The organism is Streptomyces gardneri (assembly GCF_006539185.1).
GTDB lineage: Bacteria > Actinomycetota > Actinomycetes > Streptomycetales > Streptomycetaceae > Streptomyces > Streptomyces gardneri.
Map to the genome: position 1 here is coordinate 75,927 of NZ_BJMN01000003.1, position 21,300 is coordinate 97,226.

Consider the following 21,300-nt stretch of genomic DNA (forward strand, 5'->3'; position numbering starts at 1 on the left):
CAGGACGCCCGGGGAGCACCGGGCCCTCACAATCTGCGAGAGAGACAGTCGATGTCCCCTGATTTCTCCGCACCGGCATGGTGGCGGGACGCCGTCATCTACCAGGTGTACCCGCGCAGCTTCGCCGACGGCAACGGCGACGGCATGGGCGACCTCCCCGGCATCCGCGACCGGCTGCCGTACCTGAAGGAACTCGGCGTCGACGCCCTGTGGCTGAACCCCTTCTACGCCTCCCCCCAGGCGGACGCGGGCTACGACGTCGCCGACCACCGGGCCGTCGAGCCCGTGCTCGGCACCCTCGCGGACGCCGAGGGCCTGATCCTGGACGCCCACGAACTCGGGATGCGGGTGATCGTGGACCTCGTGCCCAACCACTCCTCCGACCGGCACGAGTGGTTCCGGCGCGCGACGGAGGAGGGACCGGGCTCGCCGTACCGCGACCGCTACCACTTCCGCCCCGGACAGGGCGAGAAGGGGGAGCTGCCGCCCAACGACTGGACCTCCGTCTTCGGCGGCCCCGCCTGGACCCGCACGGAGAACCCGGACGGCACTCCCGGCGACTGGTACCTGCATCTCTTCGCCCCCGAGCAGCCCGACTTCGACTGGGACCACCCGGCCGTACGGGAGGACTTCCACTCGATCCTGCGGTTCTGGCTCGACCGGGGAGTCGACGGTTTCCGGGTCGACGTCGCCCAGGGTCTCGTCAAGGCCGAGGGACTGCCCGACGTCGGCCGCACCGACCAGCGCAGGATGCTCGGCACCGAGGCCACACCGTACTGGGACCAGGACGGCGTCCACGAGATATACCGCTCGTGGCGCCGGATCCTCGACTCGTACCCGGGGGAGCGGATGTCGGTCGCCGAGGCGTGGGTGCCGACGCCGGAACGTACCGCCCTGTACGTCCGTCCCGACGAGCTGCACCAGGCGTTCGACTTCGACCTCATGGGTGTCTCCTGGGACGCCGAGGAGATCCGGCAGGCCGTCGACACCTCACTGGAGGCCGGACGGACGGTGGGCTCGTCGGCGACCTGGGTGCTGTCCAACCACGACACCTGCCGGCACGCCACCCGGTTCGCCGGTCCGCAGGCCGGGGGAGAGCGCCGGCGGGCGGGCGACCGCGAGCTCGGCCTGCGCCGGGCCCGCGCCGCCACGCTCCTCATGCTCGCGCTGCCCGGCTCCGCGTACCTCTACCAGGGCGAGGAACTGGGCCTCCCCGAGGTCGTCGACCTGCCGGACGAGGCGCGCCAGGATCCCGCCTTCGCCCGCCGGGGGGACATGGAGGGATTCCGCGACGGCTGCCGAGTGCCCCTTCCATGGACCGTCGACGGCCCCTCGTACGGCTTCGGGACGGGCGGCAGCTGGCTCCCGCAGCCCGAGGACTGGGGAACGCTCAGTGTCGAGGCCCAGACCGGCGACCCGGACTCGACGCTGGAGCTGTACCGTGCGGCGCTCGCCCTGCGCCGGAGGCATCCGGGACTCGGCGCCGGAGACACCGTCGAGTGGGACGACGCTCCCCAAGGCGTCCTCGCCTTCCGGCGGCCGGGCTTCGTCTGTACGAGCAACACGGCGGACCGGGCGCTGATCATCCCCTCGCCCGGGCGCCCGCTCCTCGCCAGCTCCCCGATCGAGACCGTCGAAGGCCCGCCCGGCGCGGCTTTCGCCCTGCCCGCGCACACCACCGTGTGGTGGACGACCTGACGTACCGAGGCCCCGTCGGCCCTTCGCACGTACGACAACGGAGACATCGATGCACAGCAAGCAACGCCTCACCGAGCAGCGGCTCGCCCGCGTCCTCGACCAGCGCATCAGGCCGGCCGTCCACGCCCTCACGGCCCCGCTCGACATCGCGATCTGGGACGTCCCCGGCGAACCCGTACCCGTCGCCGAAGGGCTGGCCGCACCGTACGAGCCGGTGACGCTCGGCCACCGCTGGGGGCCCGCGTGGACCACGAGCTGGTTCCGGATCAGCGGCAGAGTGCCGGAGGAGTGGGCGGGCCGCCGCGTCGAGGCCGTCGTCGACATCGGCTTCAACTTCACCGGCGCGGGCTTCTCCAGCGAGGGCCTGGTCTACCGCGCCGACGGCACCGTCGTGAAGGCCCTCAACCCGCGCAACGCCTATATTCCGGTCGCCGATCCGGCGGTCGGCGGCGAGGAGTTCACGTACTACGTCGAGGCCGCCGCCAACCCGAACCTGAACGACGACCACCTGCCCAGCCACACCGGCGACCGGCCCGCCTGGCTGACCGGCGGCGGGAGCGACCACGGCGGCCCTGTCGCCGGCGACGTCGGCAACCCGTACATCGGCCGCCCGCACGTGGATGCCCCGATCTATCAGCTGCTCCGCCTCGATCTCGCGGTCTTCGACACCGAGGTGTGGGAACTGGCCCAGGACCTGGACGTCCTCGGCGAGCTCATGCGCGAGCTCCCCGAGTCCGAACCGCGCCGCTGGCAACTCCTGCAGACCATCGAGCGGGCGCTGGACGGCATCGACCTGCAGGACGTGTCCGGCAGCGCCACCGCCGCCCGCGAGGTGCTCCGACCCGCGCTCGCGGCTCCCGCCGCCCCCAGCGCCCACCGCATGTCCGCCGTCGGACACGCCCACATCGACACCGCCTGGCTCTGGCCGCTGCGCGAGACGGTACGCAAGGTCGCCAGGACGCTGTCCAACGTCACCCACCTCATGGACGACCACCCCGACTTCCGCTTCGCGATGTCCCAGGCCCAGCAGCTGGCCTGGCTCAAGGAGCACCGCCCCGAGGTCTACGGCCGCGTCCAGGAGAAGGCGAAGACCGGACAGTTCCTCCCCGTCGGCAGCCTCTGGGTGGAACCCGACACCAACATCATCGGCGGCGAGTCCCTCGCCCGGCAGCTGATCCACGGCAAGCGCTTCTACCTCGACGAGTTCGGCGTCGAGACGGAAGAGATGTGGCTGCCCGACACCTTCGGCTACAACGCGGCCATGCCGCAGCTGATGAAGCTCGCCGGCGTGCGCTGGTTCCTCACCCAGAAGATCTCCTGGAACACCACCAACAAGTTCCCGCACCACACCTTCTGGTGGGAGGGCATCGACGGCACCCGCATCTTCAGCCACTTCCCGCCCGTCGACACCTACAACGCCGAGATCACCGGCGCCGAACTCGCCCACGCCGTAAGGAACTTCCAGGACAAGGAGGCGGCCAACACCTCGCTCCTCCCGTTCGGTTACGGAGACGGCGGCGGCGGCCCCACCCGCGAGATGCTGGCCCGCGCGGCCCGGGTCGAGGACCTGGAGGGCTCGCCGAGAGTCGCCATCGAGAGCCCGGCCGACTTCTTCGAGCGGGCACACGCGGAGTACCCCGACGCCCCGGTCTGGCTCGGCGAGCTCTACCTGGAGTTCCACCGCGGCACGCTCACCAGCCAGCTGCGCACCAAGCAGGGCAACCGACGCGGCGAACACCTTCTCAGGGAGGCCGAGCTGTGGTCGGCGACCGCGGCCGTCCGCACCGGACTCGCCTACCCTCACGAGGCTCTCGACCGGCTCTGGAAGACGGTCCTGCTGCACCAGTTCCACGACATCCTGCCCGGCTCCTCCATCGGCTGGGTGCACCGCGAGGCCGAGGCGACCTACGCCGCGGTGACCGCCGAGCTGGAGGCGATCACCGCCGCGGCACAGCACGCGCTGGCGGGGGAGGGCGAGGAGCGGGTCGTCTTCAACGCCTCCCCGTACACCCGAGACGGCGTCCCCGCCCTGGGCGCGGCGCCCCGCACGGACTCACCGGCCCGCCCGGTCGCGCCCGCGCCGGCCGAGGGCGGCCATGTCCTCGACAACGGGCTCGTCCGCGTCCGCCTCGACGACCGGGGCCTGGTGACCTCGGCGTACGACATCACGGCGGCCCGCGAGGCCCTGGCCCCCGGCACGACGGCGAACCTCCTCCAGCTCCACCAGGACTTCCCCAACGAGTACGACGCCTGGGACATCGACGCCTTCTACCGCAACACCGTGCACGACCTCACCGAAGCCGATTCGGTGACGGCGGAGGCGGACGGTGTGCGGATCGTGCGGACCGTCGGCGACTCCCGCATCGAGCAGTTCCTCTCCCTCGGGGAGGGATCCCGGCGCCTGGACATCGACACCGTGATCGACTGGAACGAGAGGGAGAAGCTCCTCAAGGCCGCCTTCCCGCTCGACGTGCGGGCCGACCACTCCAGCGCGGAGATCCCCTTCGGGCACGTCCAGCGTCCCACCCACACCAACACCAGCTGGGACGCGGCCAAGTTCGAGTTCTGCGCCCACCGCTTCCTCCACGTCGGCGAACGGGGCTGGGGCGCGGCCGTGGTCAACGACTCGACGTACGGGCACGAGGTGACGCGTGATGTCCGCTCCGAGGGCGGCACCACCACGACGGTCCGACTCTCGCTGCTCCGTGCCCCGCGTTACCCCGACCCGGACTCCGACCGGGGCCGGCACCACCTGCGATACGGGTTCGTGATCGGCGCCGACATCGCGGACGCGGTGCGCGAGGGATACGGCTTCAACGTGCCCGGGCGCTCCGTGCCCGGTTCTTCGGCGGAGGTCGTCCCCCTGGTGGCCACGGACGACGACGCCGTCGTCATCGACACGGTCAAGCTCGCCGACGACCGCTCCGGTGACGTCGTCGTGCGCCTCTACGAGGCACACGGCGGACGAGCCACGGCCCTGCTGAACACGGGCTTCCCGCTGGAGTCGGCCACCGTGACCGACCTCCTGGAACGCCCGCTCGCCCCCGGCGAGGACTCCGGTGCCGCCCGACAGACCGCCGCCGGACAGCTGTCCCTGACCCTGCGCCCGTTCCAGATCATCACCCTCCGGCTGAGGTCCACCTCCACGGCACAGCCGCACCGGCTGCCGGGGTGACGGACGTCGGGCCCGGTTCCTCGCGGTCTCTCGCGGGGAACCGGGCCCGGGGCACAGCGTGCACGAAGTGCGGAGTGGGTGAGCGCTCAGACCGCTGCCAGGGAAGGTTCGGTGGCCGTCGGCAGGTCGACACGGATCGTCCGGTCGCAGAGCCGTTCCACCTGTGCGGGGTCGTGGGAGACGAGCAGGACCGTGCGGTTGCCACGCAGGGCGGCCACGGACTCCTCGACCGTGTCGCGGCTTCGCTCGTCCAGGGCGCTGGTCGGCTCGTCGAGCAGGAGGGCGGCCGGCTCCAGGGCCAACGCCCGGGCCAGACAGAGCCGTTGGCGCTGGCCGTTGGAGAGGGTCTGGGCCGGTGTGTCCAGGCGGTGGGACACCTCGCTCCACAGGCCTGCCTCGCGCAGGGCCTGCTCCACGCGGTCGTGCATCTCGGTCCGGGAGGCCCGCACCAGGTGGCGGAGGCCGAACAGGGCGTTGTCCAGGATGCTGCCGCCGAAGACGACGGGGGTCTGCGGTACGAGGACGACCGTGCTGCGCAGACCGGAGTCGCCCTTGCCGTACCGGACGGGACGGCCGAGGACCTCCACCTCGCCCTGGCGGCGGAGACCGTGGGGCAGCAGGTCGACAAGGGCGCGGAGCACGGTGGACTTGCCTGCGCCCGACGGACCGCACAGGCCGGTGGTGGATCCGGCGGACAGCTCGAACGTGACCGGTCCGACGAGGCGCTTGGTGCCGGAGAGGATCTGCAGGTCGCGGACCGCGATGACGGTCTTGTCGACCGAATCGACCGAATCGACCGAATCGACGGTGTCGACCGAATCGACCGTGTCGATCGTGTCGTCCAGGGTCGTGACACCCGTTGTCACGTCGTCCATCGTCGTGCTCCTTCGAAGCGGTTGCGCAGGAGGACCGCCAGGCTGAGCAGGCCCGCGGTGATCAGGACCAGGACGAGGGCGCTGCCCCATGCCTGGGCGATCGCCTCGGGGGCGCCCGAGTCCTGGGACAGCGTGAAGATGTGTGTGGGCAGGGCCTGGACCGGAGCGTTGACGATGCCGGTCGGGAGGGCGGGTGCCCCGAAGAACACCGTGGCGGTGAAGATCAGGGGGGCCGTCTCGCCCGCCGCGCGGGCCAGGCCGAGCAGCAGGCCGGTGAGCGTGGCCGGCCACGTGTACGGGATGACCACGGAGCGGACGTACTGGGAGCTGGTGAGGCCGAGGGCGAGCGCGGCCTCGGTGATCTCGCCCGGCATGCTCCGGATCCGGCCCGCTGTGGTGAGGGCGACCACCGGCACCACCACCGGCACCAGGACCACGGCGCCGGCCAGCCAGGAACGGCCCCAGCCCATGGTCGTACAGAAGAGGACGTACCCGGCGAGGCCCAGCAGGATGGTGGGTGTCCCGCCGACCGCCACGGTCAGCGTCTCCAGCACGCGGGCGGTTCTCGCCGAGGCACGCGTGCCGATCACGATGCCCGCTCCGTACCCGAGCGGCAGCGCGATCAGGGCTGCGGTCGCGAGGAGCAGGAGGGTGCCGAGGATCTGGTCGCGGATGCCGCCACCCGACGCGCCTTCGGAGGCCGAGAACCAGAAGACCGGGTTGAGTGCCGCGCCTCCGCGGGCCAGCAGGATGCCGAGCATGCCGACGAGCAGGGCCCCCGGCAGCAGCAGGGCCCCGAGCCGGACCACGGTGGTGAGCCGGTCCTTCGGAGTGCGCAGCCACGCGGAGGACCGCCGGGCACGTGGAGCTCGCGCGGCCCGGCCCGTGGAGCCGCGGGTGCCCCACACGGTGGCGACGGCGACCAGCACCAGCAGGATGATGCCCAGCCCGCACAGGGCCGCGAAGTACGGGCCGGAGGTGCCCGCGAGCATCGGCTCGGGGCCGGCCAGCTTGGTGGTGAGCGTCTGGCCGGGGCGCACGAGGGAGGAGAAGACGTCTCCCGCTGACTCCGGGAGCCGCCCGTCGGCGCGGCCGATGACCATGAAGACCGCGATGGCCTCACCCAGTGCCCGGGCCAGTCCGAGGAGGACGCCGGCGCGCATGCCGGGACGTGCCTGGGGAAGGACGGCGGATCGGATGACCTCGCGGCGGGTGAGACCGAGGGAGTACGCGGCCTCGCGGTACCGGCCGGGTACGGAGGCCAGCGCGTCCACGCTGACGGCCACGATCGTCGGCGTGATCATCACGGCGAGCACGATGCCGGCGGCGAGCAGACTGTCTCCGCCCGGCACGTCACCGAGGTCCGCCACGAACGGCCGGATCACCATGATGCCGATCAGGCCGTAGACGATGGAGGGGACCGCTGCCAGGAGTTCGATGCTCAGGCGCAGCGGCTTGGCGAGCCGGGGCGGCAGGTACTCGGACAGGGCGACGGCCGCCGCCCAGCCGACGGGGACGGCGAGCGCCAGTGCCAGGACGCACACGACCGCCGAGCCGTAGATCATGGCCAGGCCGCCGAAGGCGAGGTTCCCCGGACTCCAGGTGGACGAGGTGAGCAGGGCCGTCCAGTCGACCGTTCCGCTCGCGATGCCCGTGACCAGGTAGCCGAGCAGGACGGCGAGGGTGAGCAGCACGGACAGGATGCCGCTGTACGCCCAGCTCCAGACCCATCTCGCCCGGCTGCCGCGGCCGCTCCCGGAGGAGGGCCGCGACACGGCGGGTCCGGGCGCCCGGGCAGGGCGCTCCAGAATGAGACCCATCGTCAGAGGCCCATCTGCTCGCGCGTGAGGTAGCCGTGCTTGGGCAGCAGCTTCTGGCCCTCGGACGAGAGGATGTAGTCGATGTACTGCTTGACGGTGCCCTGAGGCTTGCCGTTGGTGATCATGTACAGCGGGCGGGTCATCGGGTACGTGCCGGACGCCACGTTCGCCAGGGTGGGGGCGACGCCCTCCAGGGGTACGGCGACCAGGTCGGGGTGACCCTCGATGAAGCCGGTCGACAGCGGGGCGATGGAACCGCGCGTGGACTTCAGCTTGTTGCGGGTCTCCAGGTTGCCGCCGACGACGGCGTAGTTCGCGGACTTGGGCGGGGCCGGCGGCTCGCCCTTGCCGTAGATGAACTTGTCGAGCACCTCACGGGTGCCGCGGCCGGGCTCCTTGTCGTACACGAAGACCTGGAGGTCGGGGCCGCCGACCTCCTTCCAGTTGGTGATCCTGCCCTCGAACAGGCCCGCCACCTGAGCCTTGGTCAGGCCCTTGACGCCGCCGTCGACCACTTCCTTGGTGATGATGACACCGACGGCGTCCGCACCGATCTGCGTGGCGACGAAGTCCGTGTCGGGGTAGGCCTTGTGGTCCTTGTCGGACAGGGGCTTGGAGCTGAGGGCGATGTTGATCTGCCCGGTGCCGAGCTGGGAGATGCCGCCGGCGGAGCCGCCCTGGGTGGCGACGGTGATGTTCAGGCCCTTGGCCTTCAGTGCCTCGGCGGCGTCGGAGGCGACCGGGGCGACCGTGGTGGAACCGCTGGCCTGGATGGCATCCGAGCCGGCTTTCGCGGAGCCGGCGCAGCCGGTCAGGGCGGCGGAGAGCAGGAGGCCGGCGGAGGCGACGGAGGCGCCCTGGCGGACACGCCGTCCGGTGAGGGGTGGCGCTGCGCGGCGGGTTTCGGTGGACAGGAAAGACATGGCGGTGCCTTTGCGGTGAGAGATGGGGTGGGAATCGAGGAACGCGACAGCAGATCGCCGGCCCTTGGACACACAGGAGTACAGGTCGGCTGTCGGCCGTCGGGAGGGAGAAGAGGAGTACGAGGCCGCCGCATGGCGCTCATGCGCCTGGACGACCGGTGTGGGGCCCGCTCCCCTTTGAAGGGCCCAAGGCATCGGAAATCGGTACCCGTTCACCCGCTGACCCCAGGTGCGGACCGCGATGCCGTGGGCGAACGCTATCGCCTCCGTGTCCTCCTGGCGATATGTCGACGGGCTGAAATCATCGACGATCAGCGATTGAATTCGGGTCATGCGCGGGCGGAGCAAGTACGCCGGCTCGCCTCGGCTGCGGATTTCGAAGGCGTCTGTGTCGCCGTTCGAAGCCCTCGTCCCGGACGGCCACAAGCTGTGCAAACGAACCGAATCAAGGGATCGGCGTCTCTTCGCAACCAGCAACAGACGAGGGCGAATCGGGGCAGCCGCGTTCTGCGGCGACGGCGGGGTGGAGCAATGGCCTTTCCGTCATTCATCGATCTATTGACATACATCGCTCAACGCTGGCAGGGTTCCGGCCGTCGGTCGACAGCGTCGTTACCGACCGGGGCTCTGACCCGGCCCGATCTCGATCCGTCACGCACCTTGATCACTCCCTGGGGGGAAGTGTGAGAAGTCCCCGTGTTCTGGTTGCCTCCGCGTTCGAAGCGGAGCTCCAACCCCTGACGTCCGCGTGTGCGGCCGCCGCTCTGCAACACCACGGCGCCGATGTCGTCGGCTGGGACGCGCACCTGCTTCCGGACGCCATACCGGAAGGCCCCTTCGACCTCACGCTCGTGTCGGTCCAGCAGTTCGAAGGCCTCGAGCGCGGAATCGCCCTGGCCCGCAGGGTGTCGGAGGCGTACGGCACCACGGTCGTCACCTTCGGGCAGTACGCGCAGATGAACCACCGGGAGTTCCTCCAGGTCGCCGACGGCATCATCATGGAGGAGCCCGAGCTCATCAGCGAGGAGCTGGTCCAGCTCGCCGCCGGCACCGTCGCGCTCGACGCGGTGCCCGCCCTGATGACCCGGACGGGCATGCGGCCCAAGCCCCCGCGTCGGCGGATCTCGGTCACCAGGCCCGCCCGCGAACTCTTCCCCTCCCTCGTGCACTACCCCGCCCACCACTCGCCGTTCGGCCTGATGGGCAACATCGAGGCGTCCCGGGGCTGCCACCACAAGTGCACCTACTGCTCCGTCTACGGCGCGTACGACGGCGGTGTCGCCGCGTACGACGCCGACAGCGTCCTGGCCGACGCCCTGCAGCTCGCCGAGGAAGGCGTCCGGCACTTCTGCTTCATCGACGCCGAGTTCTTCAACTCGCGGACCATCGGCATCGGTGTCGTCGAGCGGCTCGTCGAGGCCATCGGCCCGATCACGTTCGAGTTCACCACCCGCGTCGACCACGTCCTCGACTACACCAAGGAACTGGAGAAGCTCGTCTCGCTCGGGCTGCGCCGCGTCACGTGCGCCCTCGAGTTCCCCTCGAACCGCATCCTGCGCATCTTCGACAAGCACATCGACGTCGACCACATGCGCGAGGCGGTCGCCGAGGCCGAGCGGATCGGCTTCGAGCTGTACCCCACCTTCATCCCGTTCACCCCGTGGATCGAGTACGAGGAGCTCCTCGGCTTCGAGGACTGGCTGGTCGAGACGGGCCTCGCCCGGGTCACCGACCCCACCGCCCTGCAGACGCGACTGCTGCTGTTCAAGGGCTCCCCGCTGCTCTCCTCGCCGTGGATGGAGGACATCGCCACCGTCGACCGAGGGTTCTGGGTGGAGTGGACGCACCCCGACAAGCGCGTCGAGGAGCTCTGGCAGGAGCGCCGTACCGACGCCGAGGACGCAGGCAAGATCCGCTGCTGCGTGAAGTGCTGACCCACCCGCTCACGAGACAAGGACACTGACATGGGTGGATCACCCCGCGTCGTCATCTCCACCGGCCAGGCACTCCCGGACATGGACTGGACCGGCGAGCTCGCCGGCCTCACCGACTCCTGGCCGTACCTCGGCCCCACCTGGCTGCGGGCCACGGAGAAGGTACTCCCCGACGTCCAGCCCTGGCACACCCTCGCCCACCGCGCCCGCGGCGAGCTCGCCCTCCTCCCCGGCTACATCCTCACCACCCCGCCGGTCGTCGACCACGAGCCGCGCACCTACCTGGGCTGGCAGGCACCCTCCGGCGAAGAGGTCTGCTGCGGCGCCGAGACCGACGCGGCGCGCAGCGCCGAGGTCGACGCCCTGGGAACCGAGCCCTTCTTCCCGACCCTCCTGCTCGGCTCCCCGCTGGGCTACCGCACCGAGGTCGCCTACAACTTCTGGACCCCCACCCTGATGGGGTCGATCGTCGACAAGCTCGTGCCCGCCGCGTTCGAGGCCGGCATCCGTTGCATCATCGCGCCCTGGATCCCCAGCCGGCGCGGCAACGACGCCCTGGTCGACGCGCTCGACGCGGCCGGCGCCTCCAGCACCTTCTGGGGCTACGAGGACTTCATGAGCCTCGACGCGCCGAACTGGGAAGGGCACCTCGCCGCCCTGCCGCTCAAGAAGCGCCAGCGCATCAAGGGCGACGTCCGCCGTGCCGAAGCCGCCGGCGTGACGATCGAGCGCGTCGACGGCACCGACATCCGCCCCTACGTCGACCGTATCGCCGAACTCACCTGCCTCAACCGGGAGAAGAACGGCGCCGGCGAGGAGCCCGCGCACATCGTCGGCATCCTCTCCGCGCTCATCGACGAGGGCGCGGACGTCCGCGCCTACCTCGGCTACAAGGACGGCGCGCTGGTCGCCACCTGCGTCACCATCCGCAAGAACCACCGTCTCTTCCCGAAGTGGGCCGGATTCGACTACGCCGCGATCGGCGAGCGCAGCGGCATCTACTTCGCGCTCGTCCTCGACGCACCCGTCCGCGACGCGTACGCCGAGGGGCTGCGCACCGTCGAGTTCGGCGCCGGCGCCCACCAGGCGAAGGCCCTGCGCGGCTGCACCCCGCGCGAGGTCACCACCTCGATGTTGCTGTCCGACCCGGCGCTGCGGCCGCAGGCGAGCGCCTGGCTCGACGCCTTCGGGAACAGCAGGAGCGTCGCGTTCGGCGCCGCGTCACCCGCACCGGCCCAGCCCGCGAACCTGCCCCTGCTGGGCGGCTCCGGCGACAGCGGCTGCTGCGGCTGACCCCGCCCGACTCCACGACAAGGACGAGAAGGACCACATGATCACCTTCATCCCCCTGACCGGATTCCTCGGGGCGGGCAAGACCACGACCATGACCGCCGCCGCGCTCGCGCTCCAGGAGCAGGGCCGCAAGGTCGCCGTCATCACCAACGACCAGGGCGTCGAACTGGTCGACACCAAGCTCGTACGGAGCAAGCTCGACAGCGTCGCCGAGGTCACCGGCGGCTGTTTCTGCTGCAAGTTCGAGGACCTCGTCGAGGCCATCGTCGCGCTGGTCGCCTCCGACAGCGTCGACACCGTGATCGCCGAGGCCGTCGGCAGCTGTACGGACCTCCAGGCCACCGTCGTACGGCCGCTGCGTCAGTACTACGGCGACGACATGGTCGTCGCGCCCCTGACCACCGTGGTCGACCCGCTGCGGCACCTGGCCTTCGCCCGTGCCGCGGAGCGGGGCGAGCCGGAGTCGGACCTGTCGTACCTCTTCCGCCAGCAGGTCACCGAGGCCGACGTCATCGCCGTGAACAAGCTGGACACCATCAAGCCGGACCGGGCCGAGGAACTCCTCGCCTCGCTGCGTGCGGGCAACCCGAAGGCGACCGTCGTCGGATACTCCGCCACCACGGGCGCCCACCTGGACACGCTGCTCGACGCGTGGCAGGCACCGGCCACGAACGAGGACGTCGTCCTCGACATCGACTACGACCGCTACGCGGCCGCCGAGGCCCAGCTCGCCTGGATGAACCAGGAGCTCGACCTCACCGCCGCCGAGGACGGATTCGACGCGACCGCCTGGGCCCGCACCGTCCTTCAGGAGCTGTCCGCCTGGGCCGCGGAGCACGACGCCGTGATCGGCCACGCCAAGATCACCGTGGAGACGGCCGACGGCGACTTCGCCAAGCTCAGCCTCACCGAGTCCGGCGCGCAGCCCACGCTCGACCGCGCCGCCGGCACGCAGGCGCCGTCCGGGCGCGCCGTCGTCAACGCCCGGGTCGCCTGCGAGCCCGAGGCTCTGGACGCGGCCGTGACCGCGGCGGTCAAGGCCGCCGACGCGGCCACCGCCGTCACCTCCTCGGCGACCACCCCGGTGTCGTTCAAGCCCTCCTACCCGCGCCCCGTCCACCGCCTCGCCCCCGCCGGCGCCTGACCGAGAAGGACCACCCGCCATGAGCGACACCACCACCGCCGGCAGCCTGCAGGAAGAGGTCCGGGAGTACTACCGGGCCAAGGCCGCCGAAGCCGAGACGAGCGGTGCCTGCTGCTCGCCCGACCCGCAGACCTTCGGCCCCGCCGCGTACGACGAGATCGGCCCCGGCACCGCCCCGGATGCCGCCCTCCTCGCCAGCCTCGGCTGCGGCAACCCGAGCGCCGTCGCCGAGCTGCGCGAGGGCGAGACGGTCCTGGACCTCGGCTCCGGCGGCGGCCTGGACGTCATCCTCAGCGCCCGGCGCGTCGGCCCCGACGGCCGAGTCTTCGGCCTGGACTTCCTCGAGGAGATGCTCGCCCTCGCCGCCCGGAACGTCGCCGACGCCGAGATCGACAACGTCGTCCTCCTCAAGGGCACGATCGAGTCGATCCCGCTGCCCGCCGACACCGTCGACGTGATCATCTCCAACTGCGTGATCAACCTGTCGCTGAACAAGCCCGCCGTCTTCGCCGAGATGGCGCGCGTCCTCACCCCCGGCGGCCGCCTCGGCATCAGCGACGTCGTCGCCGAGGACCGGCTCAGCCCCGAGGAGCGGGCCGAGCGCGGCGGACACAGCCAGTGCATCGCCGGCGCGCTGTCGGTCGCCGAGTACAAGGAACTCCTCGACGCGGTCGGTCTGAAGGACGCGGAGGTCGTCTTCACCCAGGAGGCGGCTGACGGCCTGCACGCCGCGATCATCCGCGCCCACAAGCCCGTCGACAGCCTCACCGCACCGTCCGAATGCGCCCCTGGCGGCACCTGCTGCTGACCCGGCCGCACCCCCGGGCCGTGGCCGGAGCCGAGACTCCGGCCACGGCCCGCACGGCGTGCGCGCAGGCATACCGATCCCTCCGCCGGCCGGAGCGGCGGCGGACTTCCCCATGGTCCGCAAAGGATTCCCATGTCCGAGACCTCGCTCGCTCCCGAGACCGTCGAGGAGTACGCCCGCTGGTTCCGGGCTCTGGCCGACCCCACGCGCATCCGCATCATGCGTTTCCTCAGCGGCCGTACGGACCCCGTGCCGGTGGGGGAGATCGTCGTCCACCTTGGACTCAACCAGTCGACCGTCTCCCATCACCTGAAGATCCTCCACACCGCCCGATTCCTCACCAGGCGCCGGGCCGGCGCCAGCATGCGGTACGCGGTCAACCCCCGCTGCGTCACCGAGTTCCCCAGCGCCGCCGACATCCTCCTCGGCGCCCCGATCCGCTCCTGTCAGGAGCCGGGATCCAGCTGACGCTCCCTCACTCCTGCATCGAGAATCGATGATTGGCGATGGAGTGGGGCGTGGCAACGGCTTCCTCCCGAAGATCGCCCCCTGAGGGGGAGCCGCCCCGGATCGCCCACGGTGCCGGTGACCTTCGGGGGTGTGCCACGGCATGCATGCCCGGAGATCGTCAAGAGCCTTGCTGAATGACACCGCCATCGAATATCATCGATGGATCATGAGTGGTTCGATGAATGCCCAGCTGATCGATCGAGAGACTGCCGAGTCCTACGCGACCTGGTTCAAGGCCCTCTCCGATCCCACCCGTGTGCAGATTCTGAACCTTCTGGCGCTGGCCTCCGAACCCATGAGCGTCGGCGAGATCGTGGACCGGATGAACATCGGGCAGTCCACGGTGTCGCACCATCTGAAGCTGCTCGCGGACGTCCGGTTCGTCCTTCGCGAACGCCAGGGCACCTCGATGCTGTACTCGATCAACGTCGCTTGCGTGGCCTGCTTCCCCAGCGCCGCGGACGCGGTCATGGGACGCCCCGCCGCTTCCGCCTGAGGATTTCGGACGTACTCGATCCGCCACTCTCCGTGGCGGATCCTTGGCGCGCTCCGGCCTCGGTGCGGCTCAGCGTGCGGTCCGGCCCCAGGTGAGGCCCAGGTTGGGGTCCAGCTCCTGCCTGCCAGGTCCGCCAACGCGGCGGGCAGAAGCTGGTGTTCATGGGTGGGCCGGCGGCGCGGAGGGCGTCCGGGATGCGAGCTCGTCGATGGCTTCAGGCCGTGACGGAGACGCCCGCGGCCAGCTTGTTCCTGTCGGCGAGAGCGGCGAGGTACCGCTCGGCGTCGAGCGCGGCCTGGCAGCCGGAGGCGGCGGCGGTGATGGCCTGGCGGTAGGTGTGGTCGACGACGTCGCCGGCGGCGAAGACGCCGGGGAGGTTCGTGCGGGTGGAGGGCGCCTCGACCTTGATGTAGCCCTCGTCGTCGAGGTCGATCCGGCCGGTGAAGAGTTCGGTGCGCGGGTCATGGCCGATGGCGATGAACAGGCCGGTGGCGTCGAGGTCGCGGGTCTCGCCGGTGAAGGTGTCGCGCAGCACGACGCCGGCGAGCATGCCGTTCTCGGCCTTGATCTCGGCGATCTCGCTGTCGAAGGCGAAGGAGATCTTGTCGTCGGTGAAGGCGCGGTTCTGCATGGCCTTCGAGGCGCGCAGGGTCGAGCGGCGATGGACGACGGTGACGGAGCGGGCGAAGCGGGTGAGGAAGGTGGCTTCCTCCATGGCGGTGTCGCCACCACCGACCACGACGATGTCGCGGTCGCGGAAGAAGAAGCCGTCACAGGTCGCGCACCAGGAGACACCCCGGCCGGAGAGCTCGTCCTCGTTCGGCAGACCGAGCTTGCGGTAGCCGGAGCCGGTCGCGATGATCACGGCCTTGGCGCGGTGGACCGTTCCCTCGCTGTCGGTGACTTCCTTGATGTCGCCCGTGAGATCGACGGAGACGATGTCGTCGTCGATCATCTCGGCGCCGAAGCGTTCGGCCTGGGCCCGCATGTTGTCCATGAGGTCGGGGCCGTCGATGCCGGTGGGGAAGCCGGGGAAGTTCTCGACCTCGGTCGTGGTGGTCAGGGAGCCGCCGACGAAGATGGAGCTGCCGAAGAGCAGGGGTCGCAGCTGGGCGCGTGCGGTGTAGAGGGCGGCGGTGTATCCGGCGGGGCCGGAGCCTATGACGATGACCTCGCGGACGTCGTCGGTGAGGGGCTCGGTCACTTCGGTCACGCCTCCTGCTTCGCGTCGATCTCGGCGATGAGGCCCTCGATGAGCACCTTGATCTCGTCGCGGATGGGGCGGACGGCCTCGACGCCCTGGCCGGCCGGGTCCTCCAGGGCCCAGTCGAGGTACTTCTTGCCGGGGAAGATCGGGCAGGCGTCGCCGCAGCCCATGGTGATGACGTAGTCCGACGCCTGGACGGCCTCGGTGGTGAGGACCTTCGGCTTCCGGTCGGAGATGTCGACGCCGACCTCGGCCATGGCCTCGACGGCTGCCGGGTTGACCCGGTCGCCCGGGACCGAGCCGGCGGAGCGGACCTCGATGCGGTCGCCGGCGAGGTGGTCGAGGAATCCGGCGGCCATCTGGGAGCGGCCCGCGTTGTGGACGCAGACGAAGAGCACGGAGGCGAGCGGAGCGGTGGTCATCGGTTCTTCCTTGCCGGCAAGAGGTCAGCCCCGGCTGGTATCAGCAGCGAGTGATGTGACAGTATCAGTCCATGATGACGTCAGTCGATACTGATCTGATCCGGGTTCTGGCCGATCCCCTCAGGCTCCAGATCGTGACCCTGCTCGCCCGCGAGACCCTCTGCACCACCCACCTCGTCGAGGAGACGGGCGCCAAGCAGACCAACCTCTCCAACCACCTGCGCGTGCTGCGCGAGGCCGGCGTCGTGGAGACCGAACCCTGCGGCCGATTCACGTACTACCGCCTGAAGCCGGACGTCATCGCCCAGCTCGCCGGCCAGTTCGCCGACCTGGCCGAATCCGCCCGTGCCGCCACTGAGAACAAGAGGGTCTGTCCGTGACCGCACCCCACGCGCCCACCGCCGCGGAGGGCTCCTCCGTCGTCGCGAAGCTGTCGACGCTCGACCGCTTCCTGGCCGTCTGGATCCTCCTGGCCATGGGTCTCGGGATCGGCCTGGGTCGACTGATCCCCGGCCTGAACGACGCGCTCGCCAAGGTCGAGATCGGCGGCATCTCGCTGCCCATCGCGGTCGGCCTGCTGATCATGATGTACCCGGTCCTCGCCAAGGTCCGCTACGACAGGCTCGACGCCGTCACGGGCGACAAGAAGCTCATGGTCTCGTCGCTGGTCATCAACTGGATCCTGGGCCCGGCGCTGATGTTCGCGCTCGCCTGGATCTTCCTGCCGGACCTGCCCGAGTACCGCACCGGCCTGATCATCGTCGGCCTGGCGCGTTGCATCGCCATGGTGATCATCTGGAACGACCTGGCCTGCGGCGACCGTGAAGCGGCCGCCGTCCTGGTCGCTCTGAACTCGGTCTTCCAGGTCCTCGCCTTCGGCCTCCTGGGTTGGTTCTACCTCGACCTGCTGCCCGGCTGGCTGGGCCTCGGCGAGGGCGAGACCCTCGACATCTCCATGTGGAAGATCGCCCTGAACGTCGTCATCTTCCTCGGCATCCCGCTGGTGGCCGGCTTCCTCACCCGCCGGATCGGCGAGAAGAGGATGGGCCGTGAGTCGTACGAGGCGAAGTTCCTGCCGAGGATCGGTCCTTGGGCGCTCTACGGACTGCTCTTCACGATCGTCGTCCTCTTCGCCCTCCAGGGGAAGACCATCACGTCGCAGCCGCTGGACGTCGCGAGGATCGCGTTGCCGCTCCTCGTCTACTTCGCCGTCATGTGGTTCGGTACGTTCGCCCTCGGCAAGGCCATCGGCCTGAACTACGACCGCACCGCGACGCTCGCGTTCACCGCCGCAGGAAACAACTTCGAGCTGGCCATCGCCGTCGCCATCGCCACCTTCGGCGTCACCAGCGGCCAGGCCCTCTCCGGCGTCGTCGGACCCCTCATCGAGGTGCCCGTCCTGGTCGCGCTCGTGTACGTGTCGCTGGCCTGGCGCAAGAAGTTCGCCTCCGTCGGGCAGTAGCCCCGCCGTGTCACCAGTCCGCGCCTCGCCCCTCACACGGGCGAGGCACGGCCGTACGAAGGGAAGTCAGGGAGATGAGCAGGGCAGTCGACGTCATCGTGATCGGCGGCGGTCAGGCAGGACTCGCCGCCGGCTACCACCTGCGTCGCCTCGGCGGCCTCGACTTCGCCGTCCTGGATGCCCAGCCCGCACCGGGCGGCGCCTGGCAGCACACCTGGGACTCGCTGCGCCTGTTCTCACCGGCCGCGTACTCTTCCCTGCCCGGCCGCCTCATGCCGTCGCAGCAAGGGGAGACGTACCCCGACGCCGCCCACGTCGTCGACTACCTGACCGACTACGAGCAGCGTTACGAGCTCCCCGTCCACCGGCCCGTCCGGGTTCAGGCGGTCCGCCGCGACGGCGAGCACCTTCGCGTCGAGACCGACTCCGGCACCTGGCGCACCCGCGCCGTCGTCAGCGCCACCGGATCGTGGACACGGCCGTTCCTTCCCTCCGTCCCCGGCCGCGAGGTGTTCCAGGGGCGGCAGCTCCACACCGTCGAGTACCGCACCCCCGGCGAGTTCGCCGGACTGCGGGTCGTCGTCGTCGGAGGCGGGAACTCCGGAGCGCAGGTCGCCGCCGATCTCGCGTACGGCACCGACCTCACCTGGGTCACCCAGCGACCCGCGCGGTTCCTCGCCGACGACATCGACGGCCGCGCGCTCTTCGACCACGCGACCGCCCGCCGCCGAGCCCTGGACGAGGGGCGGGACGACGTCGGGGGAGTGGCCTCGCTCGGCGACATCGTCGCCGTCCCGCCGGTGCGCGAGGCCCGCGACGCCGGACTCCTCAAGGCGCAGCCGATGTTCACGCGCCTGACGCGGACGGGTGTCGAATGGGCCGACGGTACGCGGGCGGACGCCGACGTGATCATCTGGTGTACCGGCTTCCGCCCCGCCCTCGCCCATCTCGCTCCGCTCGGGCTCCGCGGACCTCGCGGACACATCCCCACCGTGGGAACCGAAGCCGTCGGAGAGCCTCGTCTTCATCTGCTCGGGTACGGCGACTGGACCGGCCCTGCTTCGGCCACCCTCATCGGCGTCGGCCGTCCCGCCCGCGAAGCCGCCCGCAGCATCGCCGCCCTCCTGCACTGAGGCGTTTGCGGGTGAACAGAAGGTGAAGTCTGACGGAAATCGTCACCCGGATTCGCCGTGCGATCTTGTCGGCTCGTATGGTGTCCGGATGGCAATTCCGCTGGCGGGTGCACCGATCGAGGACGCGAGCAAGGACATCTGCGAGCCCTGCTCTCCGGGGACACTGATCGACCGCGACGAAGTCGAGACGCTGACCGCCCAGTTGAAGGCGATGGCCGACCAGACCCGTCTCCAGATCATTCACCTCATCGACCAGTCGCCGGCCGGAGAGCTCTGCGTCTGCGATCTGACGGAGTCGCTCGACCTCGCACAGCCCACGGTGAGCCGCCACCTGAAGATCCTCGCCACCGCCGGACTCCTGCGGCGTGAACAGCGAGGGACCTGGGCCTGGTTCTCCATCCGCTGGGAGGCTCTTCAGGAGCTCAGGGGGCGGGCCTTCCCACGAGCTATCGGGCCATGCTGACGTCGGTGAACGCGGAACTGCTCAGGGCCCTGGCGGACCCGCTGCGGCTTCGCATCGTGTGCCTTCTTGCCCGTGAGTCGCTGTGTACGACTCATCTCGTCGAGGAGACGGGTGCACGCCAGACGAACCTGTCGAACCATCTCCGGGTTCTCCGCGAAGCGGGCGTCGTGGAGACCGAGCCCTGCGGGCGCTTCACCTACTACCGGCTTCGTCCCGAGGCGCTGGTTCATCTGGCCTCGTTCTTCAACGGCCTGGGCGACGGGGGGCGGGAAACGGCCCCGGTGCGGCGGCCCTGCGGCTGAGAACCCGGACGCCGCTTCTTCGGAGCTCTCGGATCCCGACGCCGACTCGCCCGTGACCCGTCAGGCCGCGCATCGTGATCCGTGCGCGAACGCTACTCCGGTCGCTTGTCGCTCGCGAGGGTATCGACGACTGCCGATCGACATCCGCCCGTGTGTCACGCAAGGCGGGCGGCTCTCCTTGGTGATGACCCTCGACTGAGGGCGCCTCGTCGACCATTCATCGATCTATTGACATGCATCGCTTAATGCTGACAGGGTTCCGGCCGTCGGCAGACAGCGTAGTTGCCGACCTGGGCTCTGACCCCGCCCCGTCGGCCGGCCCCGGCCCCGACCACACGTCGACACGAAGGTTTCCCACCATGGCCGCCACGCCCCACCCGCACTCGCCCACCACCGAGGCACCGGTCCTGCTCGTCATGGGCAGCGGCGACCGCCGCTACCGGGAGTACATCGTGGCGGCCGTCTCCCGCCACTTCCGGCTGTGGCTCCTCGACGCGCACGAGCCGAGCTGGCAGCTGCCGTACGTGGAGGGGACCTCGCTCCTCGACACCAAGAACCTCGACGAACTTCTCGCCGAGGCGAAGAAGGTCATGCAACAGCTCCCCGTCGTCGGCGTCTTCACCTACGACGAGTCGCTCGTACACGCCGCAGCACGGCTGGCCGAAGCCCTCGGCCTGCCCGGAAGCGCGCCCGACGCGGTGCTCGCGTGCCGCGACAAGGCGACCACCCGGGCACGGCTCGCCGCCGCGGACGTCCCGCAGCCGGCCTGCACACCGGTCGCCACGGCCGCCGAGGCCCGCAGCGCGGCCGACAGGACCGGCTACCCCGTGGTGATCAAGGCCCGTGGACTCGCCGGAAGCCTCGGCGTCGTCCGCGCCGACGACGGCGACGCCGTCGAAGCGGCCTTCGAAGCCGCCAGCTCCGCCAACTGGCCCGGAGTGCCCCGCTACGAGGCCGACGTCCTGGTCGAGGAGTACCTGACCGGTCCCGAGATCAGCATCGACGCGGTCGTCGTCGACGGCGTGTGCACCCCGATGATCGTGGCGCGCAAGCAGGTCGGCATGGACCCGTACTTCGAAGAGACCGGCCACACCGTCGACGCCGCCGACCCCCTGCTCCAGGACCCGGAGCTCCTGGACCAACTGCACCGCATCCACCGGGCGCTCGGCTTTGGACACGGCGCCACGCACACCGAGTTCAAGCTCACCCCCAAGGGCCCCCGACTCGTCGAGATCAACGCGCGCCTCGGTGGTGACTTCATCCCTCTCATCGGCATGCTCGCCACCGGTACCGACCCCGCCGTCGCCGCCGCCCAGGTGGCGGCCGGGCTCACTCCGGACACCGCGCCGAAGGCCCGGAAGACCGCTGCCATCAGGTTCCTGTACCCGGAGAGCGACTGCGAGGCCGTCGAGGTGACCGTGCGCACCGACCTCTTCGGGCCCACGGTGCACAGCGCGGTCGCGACGGCCGGCCCCGGAACCACGCTGGCCCTCCCGCCCCGGGCGTACATGAACCGGTACGGCTACGTCATCGCCGTCGGCGAGGACCGCGACCAGGTGACTGCCGACGCGGATGCCGCGCCCGCGCTCGTCGAACTGCGCTCGCGTCCCCTGGACGCCTGACACCCTCCGCCCT

The 21,300-nt window shown here is 70.4% G+C and carries 19 protein-coding genes; 14 read left to right on the forward strand and 5 right to left on the reverse strand.

What is annotated here, in order from left to right; translation table 11 throughout:
- The first annotated feature begins 51 nt into the window (after positions 1–51).
- Positions 52–1,698, forward strand: coding sequence for a glycoside hydrolase family 13 protein (locus SGA01_RS02005; RefSeq protein ID WP_141292664.1), 1,647 nt, complete (start codon positions 52–54; stop codon positions 1,696–1,698).
- 49 nt (positions 1,699–1,747) lie between these two features.
- Positions 1,748–4,873, forward strand: coding sequence for an alpha-mannosidase (locus SGA01_RS02010; RefSeq protein WP_141292666.1), 3,126 nt, complete (start codon positions 1,748–1,750; stop codon positions 4,871–4,873).
- An 86-nt stretch (positions 4,874–4,959) separates the two neighbouring features.
- Here the strand turns inward: SGA01_RS02010 and SGA01_RS02015 are convergent, their stop codons facing one another.
- From SGA01_RS02015 to SGA01_RS02025, 3 genes are read right to left on the reverse strand one after another with little or no spacing between them, the layout of a single operon-like run.
- On the reverse strand, positions 4,960–5,748 hold the full coding sequence (locus SGA01_RS02015; protein WP_141292668.1) for an ATP-binding cassette domain-containing protein: 789 nt from the start codon (positions 5,746–5,748) through the stop codon (positions 4,960–4,962).
- Positions 5,736–7,568: a phosphate ABC transporter permease subunit PstC gene (pstC, locus tag SGA01_RS02020; protein ID WP_141292670.1), complete on the reverse strand. Its 1,833-nt coding sequence runs from the start codon at positions 7,566–7,568 to the stop codon at positions 5,736–5,738. Before pstC ends, SGA01_RS02015 begins: the two co-directional genes overlap by 13 nt.
- Before the next feature lie 2 nt (positions 7,569–7,570).
- A complete protein-coding gene (locus SGA01_RS02025) occupies positions 7,571–8,491 on the reverse strand; it encodes a phosphate ABC transporter substrate-binding protein (protein WP_141292672.1) in 921 nt (306 codons plus the stop codon).
- Positions 8,492–9,174: 683 nt separating this feature from the next.
- Between SGA01_RS02025 and arsL the strand changes: the two genes are divergently transcribed.
- The 6 genes from arsL (at position 9,175) to SGA01_RS02055 (ending at position 14,676) form a co-directional block, all read left to right on the forward strand.
- The gene (arsL, locus tag SGA01_RS02030) at positions 9,175–10,425 is read left to right on the forward strand and encodes an arsinothricin biosynthesis radical SAM protein ArsL (RefSeq protein WP_055645388.1); all 1,251 of its coding nucleotides are present in this window, start codon (positions 9,175–9,177) and stop codon (positions 10,423–10,425) included.
- A gap of 30 nt (positions 10,426–10,455) precedes the next feature.
- Positions 10,456–11,718, forward strand: a complete 1,263-nt coding sequence (locus SGA01_RS02035) for a GNAT family N-acetyltransferase (protein WP_141292674.1) — start codon at positions 10,456–10,458, stop codon at positions 11,716–11,718.
- Between the two features lie 37 nt (positions 11,719–11,755).
- Positions 11,756–12,862: a GTP-binding protein gene (locus SGA01_RS02040; RefSeq protein WP_141292676.1), complete on the forward strand. Its 1,107-nt coding sequence runs from the start codon at positions 11,756–11,758 to the stop codon at positions 12,860–12,862.
- Positions 12,863–12,881: 19 nt separating this feature from the next.
- The gene (locus SGA01_RS02045; protein ID WP_055645391.1) at positions 12,882–13,670 is read left to right on the forward strand and encodes a methyltransferase domain-containing protein; all 789 of its coding nucleotides are present in this window, start codon (positions 12,882–12,884) and stop codon (positions 13,668–13,670) included.
- A gap of 132 nt (positions 13,671–13,802) precedes the next feature.
- Positions 13,803–14,138, forward strand: a complete 336-nt coding sequence (locus SGA01_RS02050; RefSeq protein WP_141292678.1) for an ArsR/SmtB family transcription factor — start codon at positions 13,803–13,805, stop codon at positions 14,136–14,138.
- 169 nt (positions 14,139–14,307) lie between these two features.
- Positions 14,308–14,676, forward strand: a complete 369-nt coding sequence (locus SGA01_RS02055) for an ArsR/SmtB family transcription factor (RefSeq protein ID WP_229917723.1) — start codon at positions 14,308–14,310, stop codon at positions 14,674–14,676.
- A gap of 214 nt (positions 14,677–14,890) precedes the next feature.
- On the opposite strand, the gene trxB is transcribed toward SGA01_RS02055, so the two are convergent.
- Together trxB and SGA01_RS02065 are read right to left on the reverse strand one after the other, a co-directional pair.
- Entirely contained in the window at positions 14,891–15,880 is a 990-nt protein-coding gene (gene trxB / locus SGA01_RS02060; protein WP_141292732.1) for a thioredoxin-disulfide reductase, read from the reverse strand.
- Between the two features lie 5 nt (positions 15,881–15,885).
- On the reverse strand, positions 15,886–16,305 hold the full coding sequence (locus SGA01_RS02065; RefSeq protein ID WP_141292680.1) for an arsenate reductase ArsC: 420 nt from the start codon (positions 16,303–16,305) through the stop codon (positions 15,886–15,888).
- A gap of 71 nt (positions 16,306–16,376) precedes the next feature.
- Here SGA01_RS02065 and SGA01_RS02070 point away from each other — a divergent pair, with 71 nt between their 5' ends.
- The 6 genes from SGA01_RS02070 (at position 16,377) to SGA01_RS02095 (ending at position 21,287) form a co-directional block, all read left to right on the forward strand.
- Positions 16,377–16,685: an ArsR/SmtB family transcription factor gene (locus tag SGA01_RS02070; protein ID WP_141292682.1), complete on the forward strand. Its 309-nt coding sequence runs from the start codon at positions 16,377–16,379 to the stop codon at positions 16,683–16,685.
- On the forward strand, positions 16,676–17,767 hold the full coding sequence (gene arsB, locus SGA01_RS02075; RefSeq protein ID WP_174867193.1) for an ACR3 family arsenite efflux transporter: 1,092 nt from the start codon (positions 16,676–16,678) through the stop codon (positions 17,765–17,767). Before SGA01_RS02070 ends, arsB begins: the two co-directional genes overlap by 10 nt.
- Positions 17,768–17,841: 74 nt before the next feature.
- Entirely contained in the window at positions 17,842–18,900 is a 1,059-nt protein-coding gene (locus tag SGA01_RS02080; RefSeq protein WP_141292686.1) for an ArsO family NAD(P)H-dependent flavin-containing monooxygenase, read from the forward strand.
- A gap of 88 nt (positions 18,901–18,988) precedes the next feature.
- A complete protein-coding gene (locus SGA01_RS02085; RefSeq protein WP_141292687.1) occupies positions 18,989–19,363 on the forward strand; it encodes an ArsR/SmtB family transcription factor in 375 nt (124 codons plus the stop codon).
- Positions 19,357–19,665 (forward strand): ArsR/SmtB family transcription factor, encoded by a 309-nt coding sequence (locus SGA01_RS02090; RefSeq protein WP_255325132.1) that lies wholly within the window; start codon positions 19,357–19,359, stop codon positions 19,663–19,665. The genes SGA01_RS02085 and SGA01_RS02090 overlap by 7 nt, the downstream gene beginning before the upstream one ends.
- Before the next feature lie 359 nt (positions 19,666–20,024).
- Complete coding sequence (locus tag SGA01_RS02095; protein WP_167533977.1) at positions 20,025–21,287, forward strand: ATP-grasp domain-containing protein; 1,263 nt, start codon at positions 20,025–20,027, stop codon at positions 21,285–21,287.
- Positions 21,288–21,300 lie beyond the last annotated feature (13 nt).